Source organism: Sulfitobacter sabulilitoris, from assembly GCF_005887615.1.
Lineage (GTDB): Bacteria > Pseudomonadota > Alphaproteobacteria > Rhodobacterales > Rhodobacteraceae > Sulfitobacter_E > Sulfitobacter_E sabulilitoris.
The window spans coordinates 300,229-315,589 of the sequence record NZ_VANS01000001.1 but is presented as its reverse complement, the minus strand read 5'-3'; the positions used below and the strand labels follow the sequence as shown (position 1 = coordinate 315,589).

The window sequence follows — 15,361 nt, the reverse complement described above, 5'->3', positions numbered from 1 at the left end:
TGGTCTTTGCAGGCCTATCACGTGGTGAGGAGATCCCGATGAAAAAGATCGAAGCAATCATCAAGCCGTTCAAGCTCGATGAAGTCAAGGAAGCGCTGCAAGAGGTTGGCGTGCAAGGCCTGTCGGTCGTCGAGGTCAAGGGCTTTGGCCGCCAGAAAGGCCATACCGAGCTGTACCGGGGCGCGGAATATGTCGTCGATTTCCTGCCCAAGGTCAAAGTCGAGGTCGTGCTTGACGACGATCAGGTCGATGCCGCGATCGACGCCATCGTGGCCGCTGCCAAGACCGAAAAAATCGGCGACGGCAAGATTTTCGTATCGCCGGTGGAGCAAACCATCCGCATCCGCACCGGCGAGACGGGCTCTGACGCGCTCTGACGCGACAGACCCAGATACAACACCCATTCCAACCAAGAGGGACACCCAAGAATGAGCACTGACGTAATCAAGATGATCAAGGACGAGGACATCGACTATGTCGATATCCGTTTCACCGACCCGCGCGGCAAGCTGCAGCACGTCACCGTCGTGGCCGATCTCGTGGACGAGGATTTCCTTGAAGAAGGTTTCATGTTCGACGGCTCCTCCATCGCGGGCTGGAAATCCATCGAAGCCTCCGACATGAAGCTGATGCCGGATCAGGACAGCGCCTATATCGATCCGTTCTATGCCGAAAAGACGCTTTGCCTGCATTGCTCCGTGGTCGAACCCGACACCAACGAACCCTACGAGCGTGACCCGCGCGGCACCGCGCAGAAGGCCGAGGCCTACCTCAAGTCCACCGGGATCGGCGATGTCGCCTACATGGGTCCCGAGGCCGAGTTCTTCCTGTTCGACAACGTGAAATACTCCAACTCGATCAACAAGGTATCCTACGAAGTTGATGCGTCCGACGCGTCCTGGAACACCGATACCGACTATGAAATGGGCAACATGGGCCACCGTCCCGGCGTCAAGGGCGGCTATTTCCCGGTCAACCCGATCGACGAGGCGCAGGACCTGCGCGCCGAGATGCTCTCGACCATGAAGCGCCTTGGCATGAAGGTCGACAAGCACCACCACGAAGTGGCGTCCTGCCAGCACGAACTCGGCCTGATCTTCGACAGCCTGACCAAGCAGGCCGACGAATTGCAGAAGTACAAGTACGTCATCCACAACGTGGCGCACGCCTATGGCAAGTCGGCCACCTTCATGCCCAAGCCCATCGCGGGCGACAACGGCACCGGCATGCATGTCAACATGTCGATCTGGAAGGACGGCAAGCCGGTCTTCGCGGGCGACAAATATGCCGATCTGAGCCAGGAAGCCCTGTATTTCATCGGCGGCATCCTGAGCCACGCCAAGGCTCTCAACGCGTTCACCAACCCGTCCACCAACAGCTACAAGCGCCTGATCCCCGGCTTCGAGGCCCCCGTTCTGCGCGCCTATTCCGCGCGCAACCGCTCGGGTTGCGTTCGGATCCCGTGGACCGAAAGCCCCAAGGCCAAGCGCGTCGAGGCCCGCTTCCCCGATCCCTCGGCCAACCCCTACCTGTGCTTTGCCGCGCTGCTGATGGCCGGTCTGGACGGTATCCAGAACAAGATCGACCCGGGCGAGGCGATGGACAAGAACCTCTATGACCTGCCCGCCGAAGAGCTGGCCGGCATCCCCACCGTCTGCGGCAGCCTGCGCGAGGCGATCGACGAGCTGGGCAAGGACATGGACTTCCTGCTGGCCGGCGACGTGTTCACCCGCAGCCAGGTCGAAGGCTACATCGGCCTGAAGATGGAAGAGATCGAGCTCTACGAGCACACGCCGCACCCGGTCGAATTCCAGATGTACTACAGCTGCTGAAGCATCTGTAACTGCTGAAAAATCTGTGGCGGGCCCGGGCGTGAATTCCCGGGCCCGCAGCACGTTTGCGACCCGCCGGTGCAATCCTTGGCACACCGCGCGCACGCGTTGGGGCCTCTGCGCAGCCAGTGCGCAGGCCGATCCGTTGCGGGCACGCCGCACCGGTCGCCAGCGTGGCCGTGCAGCGCGCGGCGCAAGCCCGCGACAGCCCCTGCGCAGCCGGCGCGCCGCGCCGCTTTTTGTTCATATTTCCCGCAATATGCCCCGGTCTTATCATGTGTCGGCCACAATCGCGCCCCGCCCTTGGCCGACAACCACAGGTGACACGCGCCCTTGTTCCAATCCGCAGAGTACCGCCATGCCCAATCAGCCGTTCGCCCTTGGCGCCACATTGCTATACGCGGCCAAACCGCGGCTCGATCTGCACAAGATCCTCGCGGTTCTGAACGCGCGGGGCGATGCGCACAATGCGGCCCGGCTCAGCCTGTCGCCGCTCAGCACAACCAGCTACGCGGTGATCACCGGGGCGAATGTGCACGCGACACTCAGCGTGGTTGCCACCCCCGCGCCGCAACAGCCCCTGCGCGATGCCCTGCCGGACACGGCGTCCGAACCGCTCTGCGCGGTCATCGACGGGCACGCCGCGCACCTGCGGATCGACGTCGGCGATGGCGATGCCCCTTTGCCGCCGCAGACCGGCACCGACCTTTCCAGCACCTGGCGGACCGCGCCCGCCTGCCCTGCCGCGACAAAACTGCGGCTGCTGCACGGTTTGCTCGATGCGGTGTCGCTCTGTGCGCAACCCGGTGCGATGCATGTATACCCCGCGAACCGTGTGCTGATGCCTGCGGATCTGGCCGCGCTCGATGACGGCGACCTGCCGCTACCGCTGCTGGTGCGGGCCGAATCCGGCGATTGGCGAGACGGCCCCGGCGGTGCGCGCGGACAGGACATTGCCCTACACGGTGCCGCGCTCCTGACCGGGTGCACCCTCACGCTCGAAGGCGCGCCGCAGGACGCGTCCCTGTCAGCGATGGAAGAAATCCTGATCAACCTGCTGCGCGCGCATCTGTCGGGCCGCGCCACGCTGAGCCGTGGCGCGCGGCTGGCCCCGGCGCCGGGAATGACCCTGCATGTCCGGCGCGACCCGGACGCGGCGGGCGGTCCCGACAGGATCGTCGCGTCGCTCTGGCCGCAGATCGTGGTGCCGGTGCGCGTCGTGGCCAAGACGCCCGCGCGGCCGCCCGTGCTGCAAGGGTTTCAGGCGCGCATCGGCCGGATCGCGGCGCGCCAGCCCACCGACCGCCCCGAGGCGAAACTGCCCGATCCGGATCTGAGCGGTTTGATCGCGCTGAAGCCACGGCACGTCACCGCGCAGCACAGCCTGGTTGCGCGGATCGCACCGACGGTGATGCTGGCCGCCACGGCGTTGTTGGTGGTCTCTGCCGCCGGAACGCTGCTGGGCCGCAACGGCAACGATGTCGCCAGCGCGGATGCCCCGTTCGATGCATCGCGCAGCGCGACGGGCGACTGACCCCGACTGCGGCACGCCGGATCCGAACGCATCGGCATGCCGTTGCCTGACGTGTGGCCTTCCGATCGGAATCGGGCGTTTACGAATGCGCGCCTTCGGGCAATACTGGGCCGTCCGTGATCGCTTCGGAGGCTTTGATGCCATGCCGCTGACCCTGTTTCGCCGAACCTGTCTTGTGCTTGCCGTTCTGGCCGCGCCGCCCGCCGCCCTGGCGGCGCCATGCGGCAATACCGCGGCAGGGTTCGACACCTGGAAGGCCGCCTTTGCCGCAGAGGCGCGGCGCGCCGGGGTCGGCCAGCGCGGGCTTCAGGCGCTGGCGCAATCGCGGTATGCCTCGCGGACCATCGCCGCCGATCGCAACCAGAAATCCTTTCGCTATTCACTGCCGAAGTTCATGCAGATCCGGGGCGCGGACACCATCGTGGCGCAGGGCCGCAAACGGCGCGCCCGCGACGCCGCCTTCTACCAGGCGCTGGAGCGTCAATATGGCGTGCCCGCCGGTGTGCTGATCGCGATTCACGGCATGGAAACGGCTTTTGGCGGCTTCATGGGCGACAGTGCGGTGGTGTCGGCCATCGCGACGCTGGCCTATGATTGCCGGCGGTCGGATTTCTTTGTCCCCCACGCCATCGGCGCGCTGACGCTGGTTGATCGCGGCACGATCACCGCCGGCACCAAGGGCGCCAAGCACGGCGAGCTGGGGCACACGCAATTCCTGCCGGGCAACGCCCTGCGCTATGGTGTGGATGCCAATGGCGATGGCCTGGTCGATTTCTACAACATCACCGATGCGCTGGCCTCCACCGCCAATTTCCTGCGGCAGAAGGGCTGGCAGCCGGGTCTTGGCTACCAGGAGGGCGAGCCGAACTTTGCCGTCATCAAGCAGTGGAACGCCGCCACCGTCTATCAGCAGGCGATCGCCATCATGGCCGCCCGAATCGACGGCTGACGCGCCTGCTTTGCGCCACGCTCCGCACACGTCGGCCAAAAGGCGAAAACAAGGCGAAACTGATTCAAATGTCATCTTTTTCGACGCTTTCCGCGATTTCACCCAGTCTAAATTTGTCCGACCTTTCGCAGTCGCGCCCGGTTTCGGTCACGTCCCGCCCCTAGACTGGTCGCAACAGCCAATTCATTTGGCGCGCGCCGCTGCCATGGCGTGAACCCGTACCCGAGGGGAGGTCGCGATGACACAGACTGAACAGAACACCACGGCGCCGGGCGCCGAGACCGCCATCGGCCAGATGACCGCGTCGCTGATCTACACCAGCCATTGCGGCACAGAGATCGGCCACACCGGCGCGTTGATCGCGCAACTGATCGGCCAGCACGGCCTGCGGATGGAACGCATGACCCGGCTGAGCGGAACGCAAATGCAGATCACCTGCGAGACCGCGGTTCTGCTGATCGACCTGTTCACCCTGCCGCAACCGCAGGATCCCAGCATCGAAACGCGCATCGTCCTGCGACTGGTGCCCGCCGACCCGTGCGACATCCCTGCGCTGGAGGCCGCGCTTGCCGGGACCGTCGCCGGCATGATCCACACCACCCATGTCGATTACGTTCAATGGCTTCAGCCCGATGCGATGCTGACCGGACCCGCCTTTCTTGCGGCACTGGGGCCTGCGCGCCCGCGCCGCGTGGCCCCGGCCCGCGGCGGCCTGTCGCGCGCGCCGCGCCTTGCCCGGATCGATGCGCGCGCCTGTGGCCTGTCGTGCCGCGACGCGGAACGCGCCAGCGCCGCCCGCGCCCAGGAGGCGCGGCTTGTCCAACGCTTCCGCGAAACCCCGTCGATGGCGGAGTTGCGCGCCGAATTTCCCGATCAGGCCGAGGCGGAACACAACGACATCCAGCGGCTCAGTTCCTGGGGGATGACGGGCGTTCTGGCCTTTGTGGCGGCACCTGTCGCAGTGACGGTGGCGGCGATCAACCTGACCAAGGGCGAAAACCTGCGCCTGACCTCGCAGGCGGTTGCGGTCAGCGCGCTGATGCTGGTGCTGGAGACGACCGGCGCGATGGCCGAGGCCCTGGCGGCGCTTCCGCTCTGAGCCGACTACCCGACGACATCTTGCGCGACATCCTCAGATTGCGCCGCGTCCAGCGCGACGACGTAGCTGTGGATCGAAAACACCACCGCCCGTGTCCGCGCAAGCCGCAGGATACACTGCCGTTCGGATCGCAGGTAGGCCGCGGGCGCATCATCGGGTCCGGAACGCCACGGCTGGTGCAATTCGGGGTCGGCGTACAATAGCCGGTTGTGCCGCCAGAGCGGGCGGCCCGGCCGCACCCCGTCGAACAATCGCTGCACCCGGCGCGCCAGATCGGCGTCGTAGGCCGCGACCGGATCATGGATCGCCCCCAGCGGTCGCCCGGCCTTGTCCGCCAGCCGCCAGCTTGCCGGAAAGCACAGCACCGCCGCGGTCAGAACATGCTCGTCGCGGCGCTTCTCAAGAATGCAGATGTCTTCCTGCACCAGCCGGCCCAGCGTGCCCAATGGGTCCTCGCGGCGCAGGGTCACGCGGCGCCCGTCGGGGCAGCGCACGATCTCGGGGCCGACCGCAAAGCCCAGGCGCGGCAAGATCGCCAGCGCCTCGGTCAGGACCTCTTGCGCGGCGTCGAGCGCATCCGCGCCCATCCACAGCACATCGGCGCGCGCCCGATCGAGCAGCTGCTCGCGGCGCGCCATCTGTCGCGCATAGGTTTCATCGACCCGCACCCAGTCGTCGGCGGCAGCCGGCGCAACCCCCGGCAGAGGGCGCGGCCGGGCCATTTCGGGCGGAAGCGAGGAGTGTAGAATTGCGGCCATCCACGTCGCATACGTCAGTTTCGCACCGCTGTCCGCCCAAAATCGACATTGAAAAGCGTCGGAAACGGTCGCACGGGCGCGGCGGTTTCAGCGCAGGCTTGTCGCATCGCCCTTGCCTTCGGAGCGCCCGCCATGAACCGACACTACCGCGACACCCGCAAGATCGACCCCGGTGCAGGGCCGATGCTGCCCGACGGCACACCCAATGACGCCGACCGCATCGAAATCGGCCCTACCCTGCTGGCGCGCCAGGACTGGGCGGCGGCGGGGCTGGTGCCGCCCGACCTGCCCGCGATGCGCCGCTACCGCTGGGACCGGCTGACCCGGCACGTCGTGGCGCGCGACTATGCCGGTCTGCTGATGTTCGACCCGCTCAATATCCGCTACGCCACCGACAGCACCAACATGCAGCTTTGGAACACGCACAACCCGTTCCGTGCCGTGCTGCTCTGTGCCGATGGCTACATGGTGATCTGGGACTACAAGAATTCGCCGTTCCTGAGCAGTTTCAACCCTCTGGTGCGCGAACAGCGGTCCGGCGCGTCGATGTTTTATTTCTCCAACGGCGACCGGATCGACCCCGCCGCGAACGACTTTGCCAACGAAGTGCGCGTGCTGCTGGCCGAACATGCCCCCGGCAACCGCCGGATCGCGGTGGACAAGATCATGCTGCACGGCGCGCGCGCGCTCGAGGCGCAGGGGCTGACGATCGAGGATGGCGAGGAAGTCACCGAAAAGTCGCGCGCCGTCAAAGGCCCGGACGAAATTTTGGCCATGCGCTGCGCCAATCACGCCTGCGAGGCCTCGGTGCGCGCGATGGAGACATTCGCGCGTGAAAATGTGGGCGACGGCTCCACCTGCGAGGACGACGTCTGGGCCGTGCTGCATGCCGAGAACATCCGCCGCGGCGGCGAATGGATCGAGACCCGGCTGCTGGCCTCGGGCCCGCGCACGAATCCGTGGTTTCAGGAATGCGGCCCGCGCATCTGCCAGCCCAACGAGATCATCAGCTTCGATACCGACCTTGTCGGAGCCTACGGCATCTGCATCGACATCTCGCGCAGTTGGTGGATCGGAGACCGGCGGCCGCGCCCGGACATGATTTATGCCATGCAGCACGGGGTGGAGCACATCCGCACCAACATGGACATGCTCCGCCCCGGCATCACGATGCCCGAACTGACCGCGGGCACCCATGTGCTGGATCCGCAGTTCCAGGCCCAGAAATACGGCTGCCTGATGCATGGCGTCGGCCTGTGCGACGAATGGCCGATGGTCGCCTACCCGGACAAGGCGGTGGACGGCGCGTTCGACTACCCGCTCGAAGCGGGCATGGTGATCTGTGTCGAGGCGCTGATCTCGCCCGAGGGGGGCGATTTCTCGATCAAGCTGGAGGATCAGGTGCTGGTGACGGAAGACGGCTACGAAAACCTGACCACCTATCCCTTCGACGCGGCGTTGATGGGCCAAACCTGAGCCACCCTGTCGGGGTCCGCGGGCAATGTCGCGGGCGCGGCCCTGTCTCCGCGATCCCGTCATGGTCCAAGCTGCGCCGCGCGGTCCGCCAGGCCATCGCGCCAAGCCTTCGCACCTATCCGTCGCCCTGCGGGAGCGCCGTCGCCGGCACGGGCTCTCGATGGTCCCGCGCCGTCACCTCCTCGTGACCCGCCCGTGACAGCCCTTGCAGGCCCGCCGCGTCAACGCCACTCTGATCCCAAACCGCAGGAGCCGCGCCATGCCAACCGACCGCATCACCTTTCCCGGCCACGATGGCGCGGAGCTTGCCGCCCGGCTCGATCTGCCCGATGGCCCGCATCTGGCCACGGCGCTCTTTGCGCATTGCTTTACCTGCGGCAAGGACATTCCCGCCGCAAGGCGCATCGCCGCGCGGCTGACGACGATGGGCATCGCGGTCCTGCGGTTCGATTTCACCGGACTGGGCCATTCCGAGGGCGAATTCGCCAATACCTCCTTCACCTCCAACGTCGAAGACCTGATCGCCGCCTGCCGCTATCTCGACGGGCGCGGCCTGCCGCCGGACCTGCTCATCGGGCACAGCCTTGGCGGCTCCGCCGTGCTCAAGGCCGCATCGCAGATCCCGCAGATCAGGGCGGTGGCGACCATCGGCGCGCCCTTCGATCCGCAGCACGTGACCCATAATTTCGCGGATGCCCTGCCCGAAATCATCGCCAAGGGCGTGGCCGAGGTGTCGCTCGGCGGGCGGCCCTTCAAGATCGGCAAGGCCTTTCTCGAAGATGTGGCTGCCGGCGCGCTGACACCGGCGATCTCCAACCTCGATGCGGCGCTCCTGATCCTGCACGCGCCGCGCGACGCCATCGTCGGCATCGACAATGCCAGCGAGATTTTCCTTGCCGCAAGGCACCCCAAGAGCTTTGTCACGCTGGACGGGGCCGATCACCTGATCAGCCGGGCCGAGGATGCGGAATATGCCGCCGACGTGATGGCCACTTGGGCGCGCCGCTACATCCCGCTCAGGGCACCGGCCCCGCCTCCCGGCGCCCCCGAAGGCATCGTGCGCGTGTCCGAGGCAGACCCCGACGGCTATCTTCAGGACGTGTCATCGGGTCCGTCGCACCACCTGCTCGCCGACGAACCGCTGGCCTATGGCGGCACCAACCGCGGGCTGACCCCCTACGGTCTGCTGTCGGCGGGTCTGGGGGCGTGCACCTCGATGACGATCCGCATGTACGCCCGCCGCAAGGGCTGGCGGCTGGAGCATGTCTCGGTCGATGTCAGCCACGACAAGGTCCACGCGCAGGATGCCGACACCGGCGTGGGCGACAAGATCGACACCTGGCGCCGACGCATCACGCTGCGCGGTCCGCTCGACGACACCCAGCGCCGCAAACTGCTGGAGATCGCCGACAAATGCCCCGTTCACCGCACGCTGGAACGCAGTTCGACGGTGCTCACCGAACTCGTCGCCTGACGCGACCGCCGCAGCGCGGGGCCCACGCGCAGAGGGCTGAGCCCATGGGCTCGCGGTGCCACGGGCACCCGGAATGAAACGAGGCGCCGCCGCCCGGCGGCGCCTCTCCGCCGGATCACCGCCACTCACAGCGGCGCGTAGGTGCTGGTCATCGTGTAATCCTTGCGCGGGCCGCGCACCCGCCAGACGACGCGAAACCGGGGCCAGAGTGCGAAGTCATAGGACACATCGTACGCATCGGGGGCGCACCAATGCGCCGCATCGCCGCCGCCGGGGGGGACCAGGTGAAAAAACTGCCCATCCTCGAACCAGACGCTCAGATCGGCCCGCCACAGGTAGCGCCGCTCGGCCTGCATCGCGCGCTGCCCCTCGATCCGCAGTTCACCGCGTTCCACATAGCGCAGGGCGTCGCCCTCCGGCGACCAGACCGCCTGCCCGTCGAACCGCGCGGGCGGGCCATCGTGCTGCGTGATGCGGCGCTCGATCCGCCAGCGGCCCTCGAAATCCGCCAATACGCGCGCGCGGACATCGCGGGTGTCTCGGGTGTCTCGGGTGTCGGCGTCGTTATCTGTGTCGTCGTGATCCATGATCCCTCGTGTTGCCCCTGGCCGCATTTCGCGGGTGGGTGCCTTGTGGTGCGCTACAGGTCAGTTTAAGAGCCTGCGCAACCGATGAACACACTGTCAAAAAGGTCTTTGCCCATGATCCCGCGTTATTCCCGCCCCGAAATGGTCGCGATCTGGTCGCCCGAGACCAAGTTCCGCATCTGGTACGAGATCGAGGCCCACGCCTGCGACGCGATGGCCGATCTGGGTGTGATCCCGCGCGCCAATGCCGACGCGGTGTGGAAAGCCAAGGATGTCGAGTTCGACGTGGCCCGCATCGACGAAATCGAGGCCGTCACCAAGCATGACGTGATCGCCTTTCTGACGCATCTGGCCGAGCACGTGGGCAGCGACGAGGCGCGCTTCGTGCACCAGGGCATGACAAGCTCGGATGTGCTCGATACCTGCTTCAACGTGCAGTTGACCCGCGCCGCCGACATTCTCATCGCGGATATGGAGGGGCTTTTGGCCGCCCTCAAGCGCCGGGCGCTGGAGCACAAGGACACCGTCCGGATCGGGCGCAGCCACGGCATCCACGCGGAACCGACCACGATGGGCCTGACCTTCGCGCGGTTCTACGCCGAAATGGACCGGAACCTGACCCGCCTGCGCGTGGCCCGCAGCGAGATCGCGACCGGGGCGATTTCCGGTGCCGTCGGCACCTTTGCCAACATCGACCCCGCCGTCGAGGAGCACGTCTGCAGGAAACTGGGGCTCGAGCCCGAGCCGATCAGCACGCAGGTGATCCCGCGCGACCGTCACGCGGCCTTTTTCGCGGCTCTCGGCGTGGTGTCGAGCAGTATCGAGAACATCGCGATCGAAATTCGCCACATGCAGCGTACCGAAGTGCTCGAGGCGGAGGAGTTCTTTTCCGCCGGCCAAAAGGGATCGAGCGCGATGCCGCACAAGCGCAATCCGGTGCTGACCGAAAACCTGACGGGCCTGGCGCGCCTGGTGCGCATGTCGGTGGTGCCGGCGCTGGAAAATGTCGCCCTGTGGCACGAACGCGACATCTCGCACTCGAGCGTGGAGCGCAACATCGGACCCGACACCACGATCACCCTGGATTTCGCCCTGTCGCGTCTGACCGGCGTGATCGACAGGCTGGTGATCTATCCCGACAACATGCTGGCCAACATGAACAAGTTCCGCGGCCTTGTCATGAGCCAGCGGGTGCTGCTGGCGCTGACACAGGCCGGGGTCAGCCGCGAGGATGCCTACAAGCTGGTGCAGCGCAACGCGATGAAGGTCTGGGAAGACGGCAAGGACTTCAAGACCGAACTTCTGGGCGATGCCGATGTGCTCAGGGCCCTGAGCGCCGAGCAGATCGAGGAGAAATTCGATCTCGGTTATCACACCAAGCATGTGGACACGATTTTCAAGCGGGTGTTCAAGGACTGAGGATCCCGACATCGGGATCGACCGCCGTTCATTCGGCGGCGTTCGGCGGTCGATCGGCCCCGCGCCCTGCCCTGCGAAGTGGTTTTAGTTGACCCTACGGCAATTCTTGCTACCCTGTCTGGCAATCGCACAAAGTGTTTTTCAGACAGGGAGCATCGTCATGTCCTTCAAGACCCTTGCCGTCACAGTCGCACTTGCACTGGCCCCGACACTCAGCCTTGCGCAGGGCTGTTCCTATGACCGTCAGGCGATGTCCTGCGCCGAGGGAACCACCTACGACGCCGCGACCGGCACCTGCGTGACCTCCGTCAACAGCTAGGCCAACCGCCGACAGGGCGGAAAACGAAAACGTGACTGCCGCGCAGCTTTACCCTTCGTAAGGCTGCGCTATTTTTTGCGCAGTCACATTGTTCCGGAGAGTGTTCCATGCGTTTTCTTCTTGCTGCCGCCCTGATCTGCCCCACCGGCCTGTTTGCCGCCGGTGGCGGCGATGAAACCGCGCCGCCCAAACCGACCAAGGGGTGCACCTCGGGCGAAATATATGACGACAAGACCGGCACCTGCAAAAACGCCTTCAACGACCATCTGGATGCGGACGAGGTCTATCAGGGCGTGCGCCAGCTCGCCTATGCCGGGCGCTATCACGACGCGCAGATGCTGCTGGCGGCGCTGCCGGAAAACGACGACCGCCGCCTGACGTACATGGGGTTCACGCATCGCAAGCTGGGCAATACAGGCCTGGCCGATGTGTTCTATTCCAGGGCGATCGCGCGCAATCCCGGCAATATCCTGGCCCGGTCCTACATGGGTCAGGGCATGGTCGAGGCGGGCGATGTCGCCGGGGCGATGGGGCAGTTGCGGGCGATCCGCGCGCAGGGCGGCACCGGAACATGGGCCGAGACGTCGCTGCGCAACGCGATTGCGACCGGCACCACCTACAGCTACTGAACCGCGCCGGGTTTCAGAGAAACTTCACCTTTGCCTGCCACACAGTCGGACACATCATTCCGAGGCGGGCAAAGATGACACAGATGATTCCGATGGACGGCCTTGCGCCCTTGCCGGGGGCCCTGGGCGGCGCCGCACCACGGCTGAGCCGTCGGGCAAAGGCCGCCATCGTCGTGCGGCTGCTGCTGAACGAAGGCGCGGATATCCCGCTCGAGGACCTGCCGGAGGAGTTGCAGGCGCATCTGACCAAGCAGATGGGATCGATGCGCCTGGTGGACCGCGACACATTGGCCGACGTGGTCGACGAATTCTCGCAAGAGCTGGAGCGGATCGGCCTGTCCTTTCCCGGCGGGATCGCGGGCGCGCTTGACGCGCTGGATGGCAAGATTTCGCGCCGCACCGCCGACCGGCTGCGCAAGGAGGCGGGCGTGCGGGCCTCCGGCGATCCGTGGACGCGGCTGCGTGGCCTTGAGGTCGATCGCCTTCTGCCGGTTCTGCAAACCGAAAGCATCGAGGTCGGGGCCGTTCTGCTGTCCAAGCTCGATGTCTCGGCCGCGGCGGAATTGCTGGGTCGACTGCCGGGGCCGGACGCCCGGCGCATCACCTACGCCGTGTCGCAGACAGGGGCCGTCACGCCCGACGCGGTGGATCGGATCGGCCTGTCGCTGGCCAGCCAACTCGACGCGCAACCGCTGCGGGCCTTCGACAACGACCCGGTCGAACGGGTGGGGGCGATCCTCAATTCCTCGACCTCGATCACCCGCGACGATGTTCTAGAAGGACTTGACGAAACCGACGCGGGCTTTGCCGATCTGGTGCGCCGCGCGATCTTTACCTTCGCCAACATCCCCCAACGGATCGCCCCGCGCGACATTCCGCGCGTTCTGCGCGAAGTCGATCAGGCGCAGCTTGTCACCGCCCTTGCCGGGGCAGAGGCCGCGGGCCTGGCCGACACGGCGGAGTTCATCCTGGAAAACATGTCGGGCCGCATGGCCGATCAGCTGCGTGAAGAGATGGGCGAGGCCGGCAAGCTGAAGACGACCGAGGTGGAGGAGGCGATGGCCACCATGGTATCGGTGATCCGGAGGATGGAGGCGGCGGGCGACCTGCTGCTCGTGGTGCCGGAGGACGAGGCGGACGGCTGAGCCGCGATGGATCCGGCGCCGGCCTGGCCAAAGGGTGGACGGGCGCCGCGCCGTGCCTCTCGGTGCGGCGGCCTTGCGGATCGGCAAGACCCGGTTGGGGCAGGCACGGCGCTCCCGCTCCGATCCCCGAACCGCGCGGGCCCGGCACGCCCCTGCGGTGCATTGACGGGTCCGGCGCAGGGAAATTTCCGCGTTGGCGGTCTCACCGCCGGGCGCGATCACATCGCTGGACAGATGCCGCGCCGCGCCCTAAGCCCGTTGCATGACCCTGACCCCGACACCGCCCACCGTGGCCCCGCCGCCGCCGCGTCCCATTCCCGCGGCCCCGACAGGGGCGATCGCCTTGATGATCGGCGCGGTGCTGTGTTTCTCGGGCATGGATGCCTCGGTCAAGGCCGTAACGCCCGAACTTGGCACTCTGCCCGCGCTCTGGGCGCGCTACGCGGGGCAGATGCTGTTCGTGCTGGTTCTGGTGGCCCCCCGGTTGCGGCAGGTCGCGCAGACACGTTACCTGCCGCTGCATCTTGGCCGGTCAGTCCTGTTGATGAGCGCCACGTTCTTTTTCTTTTCCGGCCTCGCGCATATCGAATTGGCCGAAGCGGCGGCGGTGATGAACATCAACCCGATGCTGATCGCCCTTGGCGCGACGCTGTTTCTTGGCGAACCGATGGGACGCCGCCGCCTGATCGCCATCGCCGTGGCGTTGGTGGGCGCCCTGCTGATCATCCGCCCCGGCACCGGGGCGTTCACCCCCGCCGCGCTCCTGCCGCTTGCCGCGGCGATCTGCTTTGCCGCCTATACCCTGCTGACCCGCCGCGTCGGCGCGGATGAGGACGTATGGACATCGCTGTTCTATACCGGGCTTGTGGGATCGCTGCTGCTGAGTGTGGCGATTCCCTTCGTCTGGGTCGCGCCCGGCCCGCGCGAAGCGGTGCAGATGGCCATGATCGCGGGCTTCGGCACCTTGGGGCAACTGCTGCTGATCCGCGCGCTCAGCGCCGCGCAGGCGGGTCTGCTGGCGCCGTTCAACTACCTCGGACTGGTGTTTGCAACGCTCTGGGGGGTTTCGTTTTTCGGCGAGGTGCCGGATGCGCTGACGCTGCTGGGCGCGCTTGTGATCGCGGCGACGGGTCTGTATGTCTGGCACCGCGAACGGCAACGGCGCTAGGCGCTCCGCCTGCCGCGCCCCGGATCAAGGCCCGCGACCGACAGATGTCTGACACCCCTTCCCCCCTGCCGCGCCGGATCGGCCACTACGTCAGCAACCTTGTGATCGTCGGCATCATCCGGCTGGCGCTGCTGCTGCCCTATGCCGCCCGCGTCCGGCTGGTGGGATGGGTCGTGCAACACGGGCTGGGGCCGTTGGCGGGCTACCGCAGGCGCGCAATCGACAATCTGGCGATGATCTATCCCGACATGCCCGCCCGCCGCCGCCGGGCCATCGCGGGGCGATGCCTCAACAACGCGGGCCGCACCTTCATCGAAAACTATTCGGCCCGCGATTTCCCGCAACGCATGGCCGGTGTCGTGCCGCAGGGGCCCGGTTTGGCCGCCCTTGAGCGCGCGGCGGCCAAGCGACAGCCTGTGATCCTGGTCACCGGTCACTACGGCAACTACGAGGCGACGCGCGCGGCGCTCGTCGCGCGCGGCTTTGATATCGGCGGGCTGTACCGCGATATGGCGAACCCCTATTTCAACGCGCATTACGTCAAGACGATGGAAGCGTTCGGCGGCCCGGTGTTCCCGCAAGGGCGTCGCGGCACGGCCGGGTTCGTGCGCCACCTCAAGGCCGGGGGGCAGTTGGTGCTGCTGTTCGACCAGCATGTGTTCGGCGCGCCGCCGTTGGATTTTCTCGGCCAACCCGCGAATACGGCGCTCTCGGCGGCGGAATTGGCCTTGCGCTATGATGCGCTGCTGATCCCGTTCTACGGCATCCGGCGCGCCGACGGCCTGTCGTTCGATGCCGTTCTCGAAGCGCCGGTCAGCGGTACCGATCCGCGCGCGATGACACAGGCGCTGAACGACAGCCTCGGCGCCCGGATCGAGGCGGACCCGACGCAATGGTTCTGGGTGCACCGCCGCTGGCGGATCCACGACAACTGAGGCACGTCTGAGCCGGGCGTTGCGGGCCCCGCAGGCG

Annotated in this window: 15 protein-coding genes; 13 read left to right on the top strand and 2 right to left on the bottom strand. The window is 66.4% G+C overall.

The window, feature by feature from the left end:
* The first annotated feature begins 38 nt into the window (after positions 1-38).
* The 5 genes from FDT80_RS01410 to FDT80_RS01390 all read left to right on the top strand — a co-directional run bounded on the left by FDT80_RS01410 (position 39) and on the right by FDT80_RS01390 (position 5,414).
* On the top strand, positions 39-377 hold the full coding sequence (locus tag FDT80_RS01410) for a P-II family nitrogen regulator (protein WP_138660457.1): 339 nt from the start codon (positions 39-41) through the stop codon (positions 375-377).
* Positions 378-428: 51 nt separating this feature from the next.
* Positions 429-1,832, top strand: coding sequence for a type I glutamate--ammonia ligase (gene glnA / locus FDT80_RS01405; protein ID WP_138660456.1), 1,404 nt, complete (start codon positions 429-431; stop codon positions 1,830-1,832).
* Positions 1,833-2,190: 358 nt separating this feature from the next.
* Positions 2,191-3,366: a hypothetical protein gene (locus tag FDT80_RS01400; RefSeq protein WP_138660455.1), complete on the top strand. Its 1,176-nt coding sequence runs from the start codon at positions 2,191-2,193 to the stop codon at positions 3,364-3,366.
* Positions 3,367-3,508: 142 nt separating this feature from the next.
* Positions 3,509-4,315 carry a lytic murein transglycosylase gene (locus tag FDT80_RS01395; RefSeq protein ID WP_138660454.1) on the top strand — a complete coding sequence of 269 codons (807 nt, stop codon included), beginning with the start codon at positions 3,509-3,511 and terminating at the stop codon, positions 4,313-4,315.
* Between the two features lie 238 nt (positions 4,316-4,553).
* Entirely contained in the window at positions 4,554-5,414 is an 861-nt protein-coding gene (locus FDT80_RS01390; protein ID WP_138660453.1) for a hypothetical protein, read from the top strand.
* Between the two features lie 5 nt (positions 5,415-5,419).
* Here FDT80_RS01390 and FDT80_RS01385 read toward each other — a convergent pair whose 3' ends face one another.
* Positions 5,420-6,172 carry a heme-dependent oxidative N-demethylase family protein gene (locus FDT80_RS01385; RefSeq protein ID WP_138660452.1) on the bottom strand — a complete coding sequence of 251 codons (753 nt, stop codon included), beginning with the start codon at positions 6,170-6,172 and terminating at the stop codon, positions 5,420-5,422.
* Positions 6,173-6,304: 132 nt separating this feature from the next.
* Here FDT80_RS01385 and dddP point away from each other — a divergent pair, with 132 nt between their 5' ends.
* Complete coding sequence (gene dddP / locus FDT80_RS01380; RefSeq protein WP_138660451.1) at positions 6,305-7,648, top strand: dimethylsulfonioproprionate lyase DddP; 1,344 nt, start codon at positions 6,305-6,307, stop codon at positions 7,646-7,648.
* Between the two features lie 259 nt (positions 7,649-7,907).
* The gene (locus FDT80_RS01375) at positions 7,908-9,122 is read left to right on the top strand and encodes a bifunctional alpha/beta hydrolase/OsmC family protein (RefSeq protein ID WP_138660450.1); all 1,215 of its coding nucleotides are present in this window, start codon (positions 7,908-7,910) and stop codon (positions 9,120-9,122) included.
* Positions 9,123-9,247: 125 nt separating this feature from the next.
* Here the strand turns inward: FDT80_RS01375 and FDT80_RS01370 are convergent, their stop codons facing one another.
* A complete protein-coding gene (locus tag FDT80_RS01370; RefSeq protein ID WP_246039794.1) occupies positions 9,248-9,709 on the bottom strand; it encodes a DUF6314 family protein in 462 nt (153 codons plus the stop codon).
* 114 nt (positions 9,710-9,823) lie between these two features.
* On the opposite strand from FDT80_RS01370, the gene purB reads away from it, so the two are divergent.
* The 6 genes from purB to FDT80_RS01345 all read left to right on the top strand — a co-directional run bounded on the left by purB (position 9,824) and on the right by FDT80_RS01345 (position 15,324).
* Positions 9,824-11,128 carry an adenylosuccinate lyase gene (purB, locus tag FDT80_RS01365; RefSeq protein WP_138660449.1) on the top strand — a complete coding sequence of 435 codons (1,305 nt, stop codon included), beginning with the start codon at positions 9,824-9,826 and terminating at the stop codon, positions 11,126-11,128.
* A 160-nt stretch (positions 11,129-11,288) separates the two neighbouring features.
* On the top strand, positions 11,289-11,447 hold the full coding sequence (locus tag FDT80_RS18800; protein WP_170311756.1) for a hypothetical protein: 159 nt from the start codon (positions 11,289-11,291) through the stop codon (positions 11,445-11,447).
* A 107-nt stretch (positions 11,448-11,554) separates the two neighbouring features.
* A complete protein-coding gene (locus FDT80_RS01360; RefSeq protein ID WP_138660448.1) occupies positions 11,555-12,076 on the top strand; it encodes a tetratricopeptide repeat protein in 522 nt (173 codons plus the stop codon).
* Between the two features lie 74 nt (positions 12,077-12,150).
* Positions 12,151-13,221 carry a flagellar motor switch protein FliG gene (locus FDT80_RS01355; protein ID WP_138660447.1) on the top strand — a complete coding sequence of 357 codons (1,071 nt, stop codon included), beginning with the start codon at positions 12,151-12,153 and terminating at the stop codon, positions 13,219-13,221.
* A 262-nt stretch (positions 13,222-13,483) separates the two neighbouring features.
* A complete protein-coding gene (locus FDT80_RS01350; RefSeq protein ID WP_138660446.1) occupies positions 13,484-14,389 on the top strand; it encodes a DMT family transporter in 906 nt (301 codons plus the stop codon).
* Positions 14,390-14,433: 44 nt separating this feature from the next.
* Positions 14,434-15,324: a lysophospholipid acyltransferase family protein gene (locus FDT80_RS01345; RefSeq protein ID WP_138660445.1), complete on the top strand. Its 891-nt coding sequence runs from the start codon at positions 14,434-14,436 to the stop codon at positions 15,322-15,324.
* Positions 15,325-15,361: the final 37 nt, after the last annotated feature.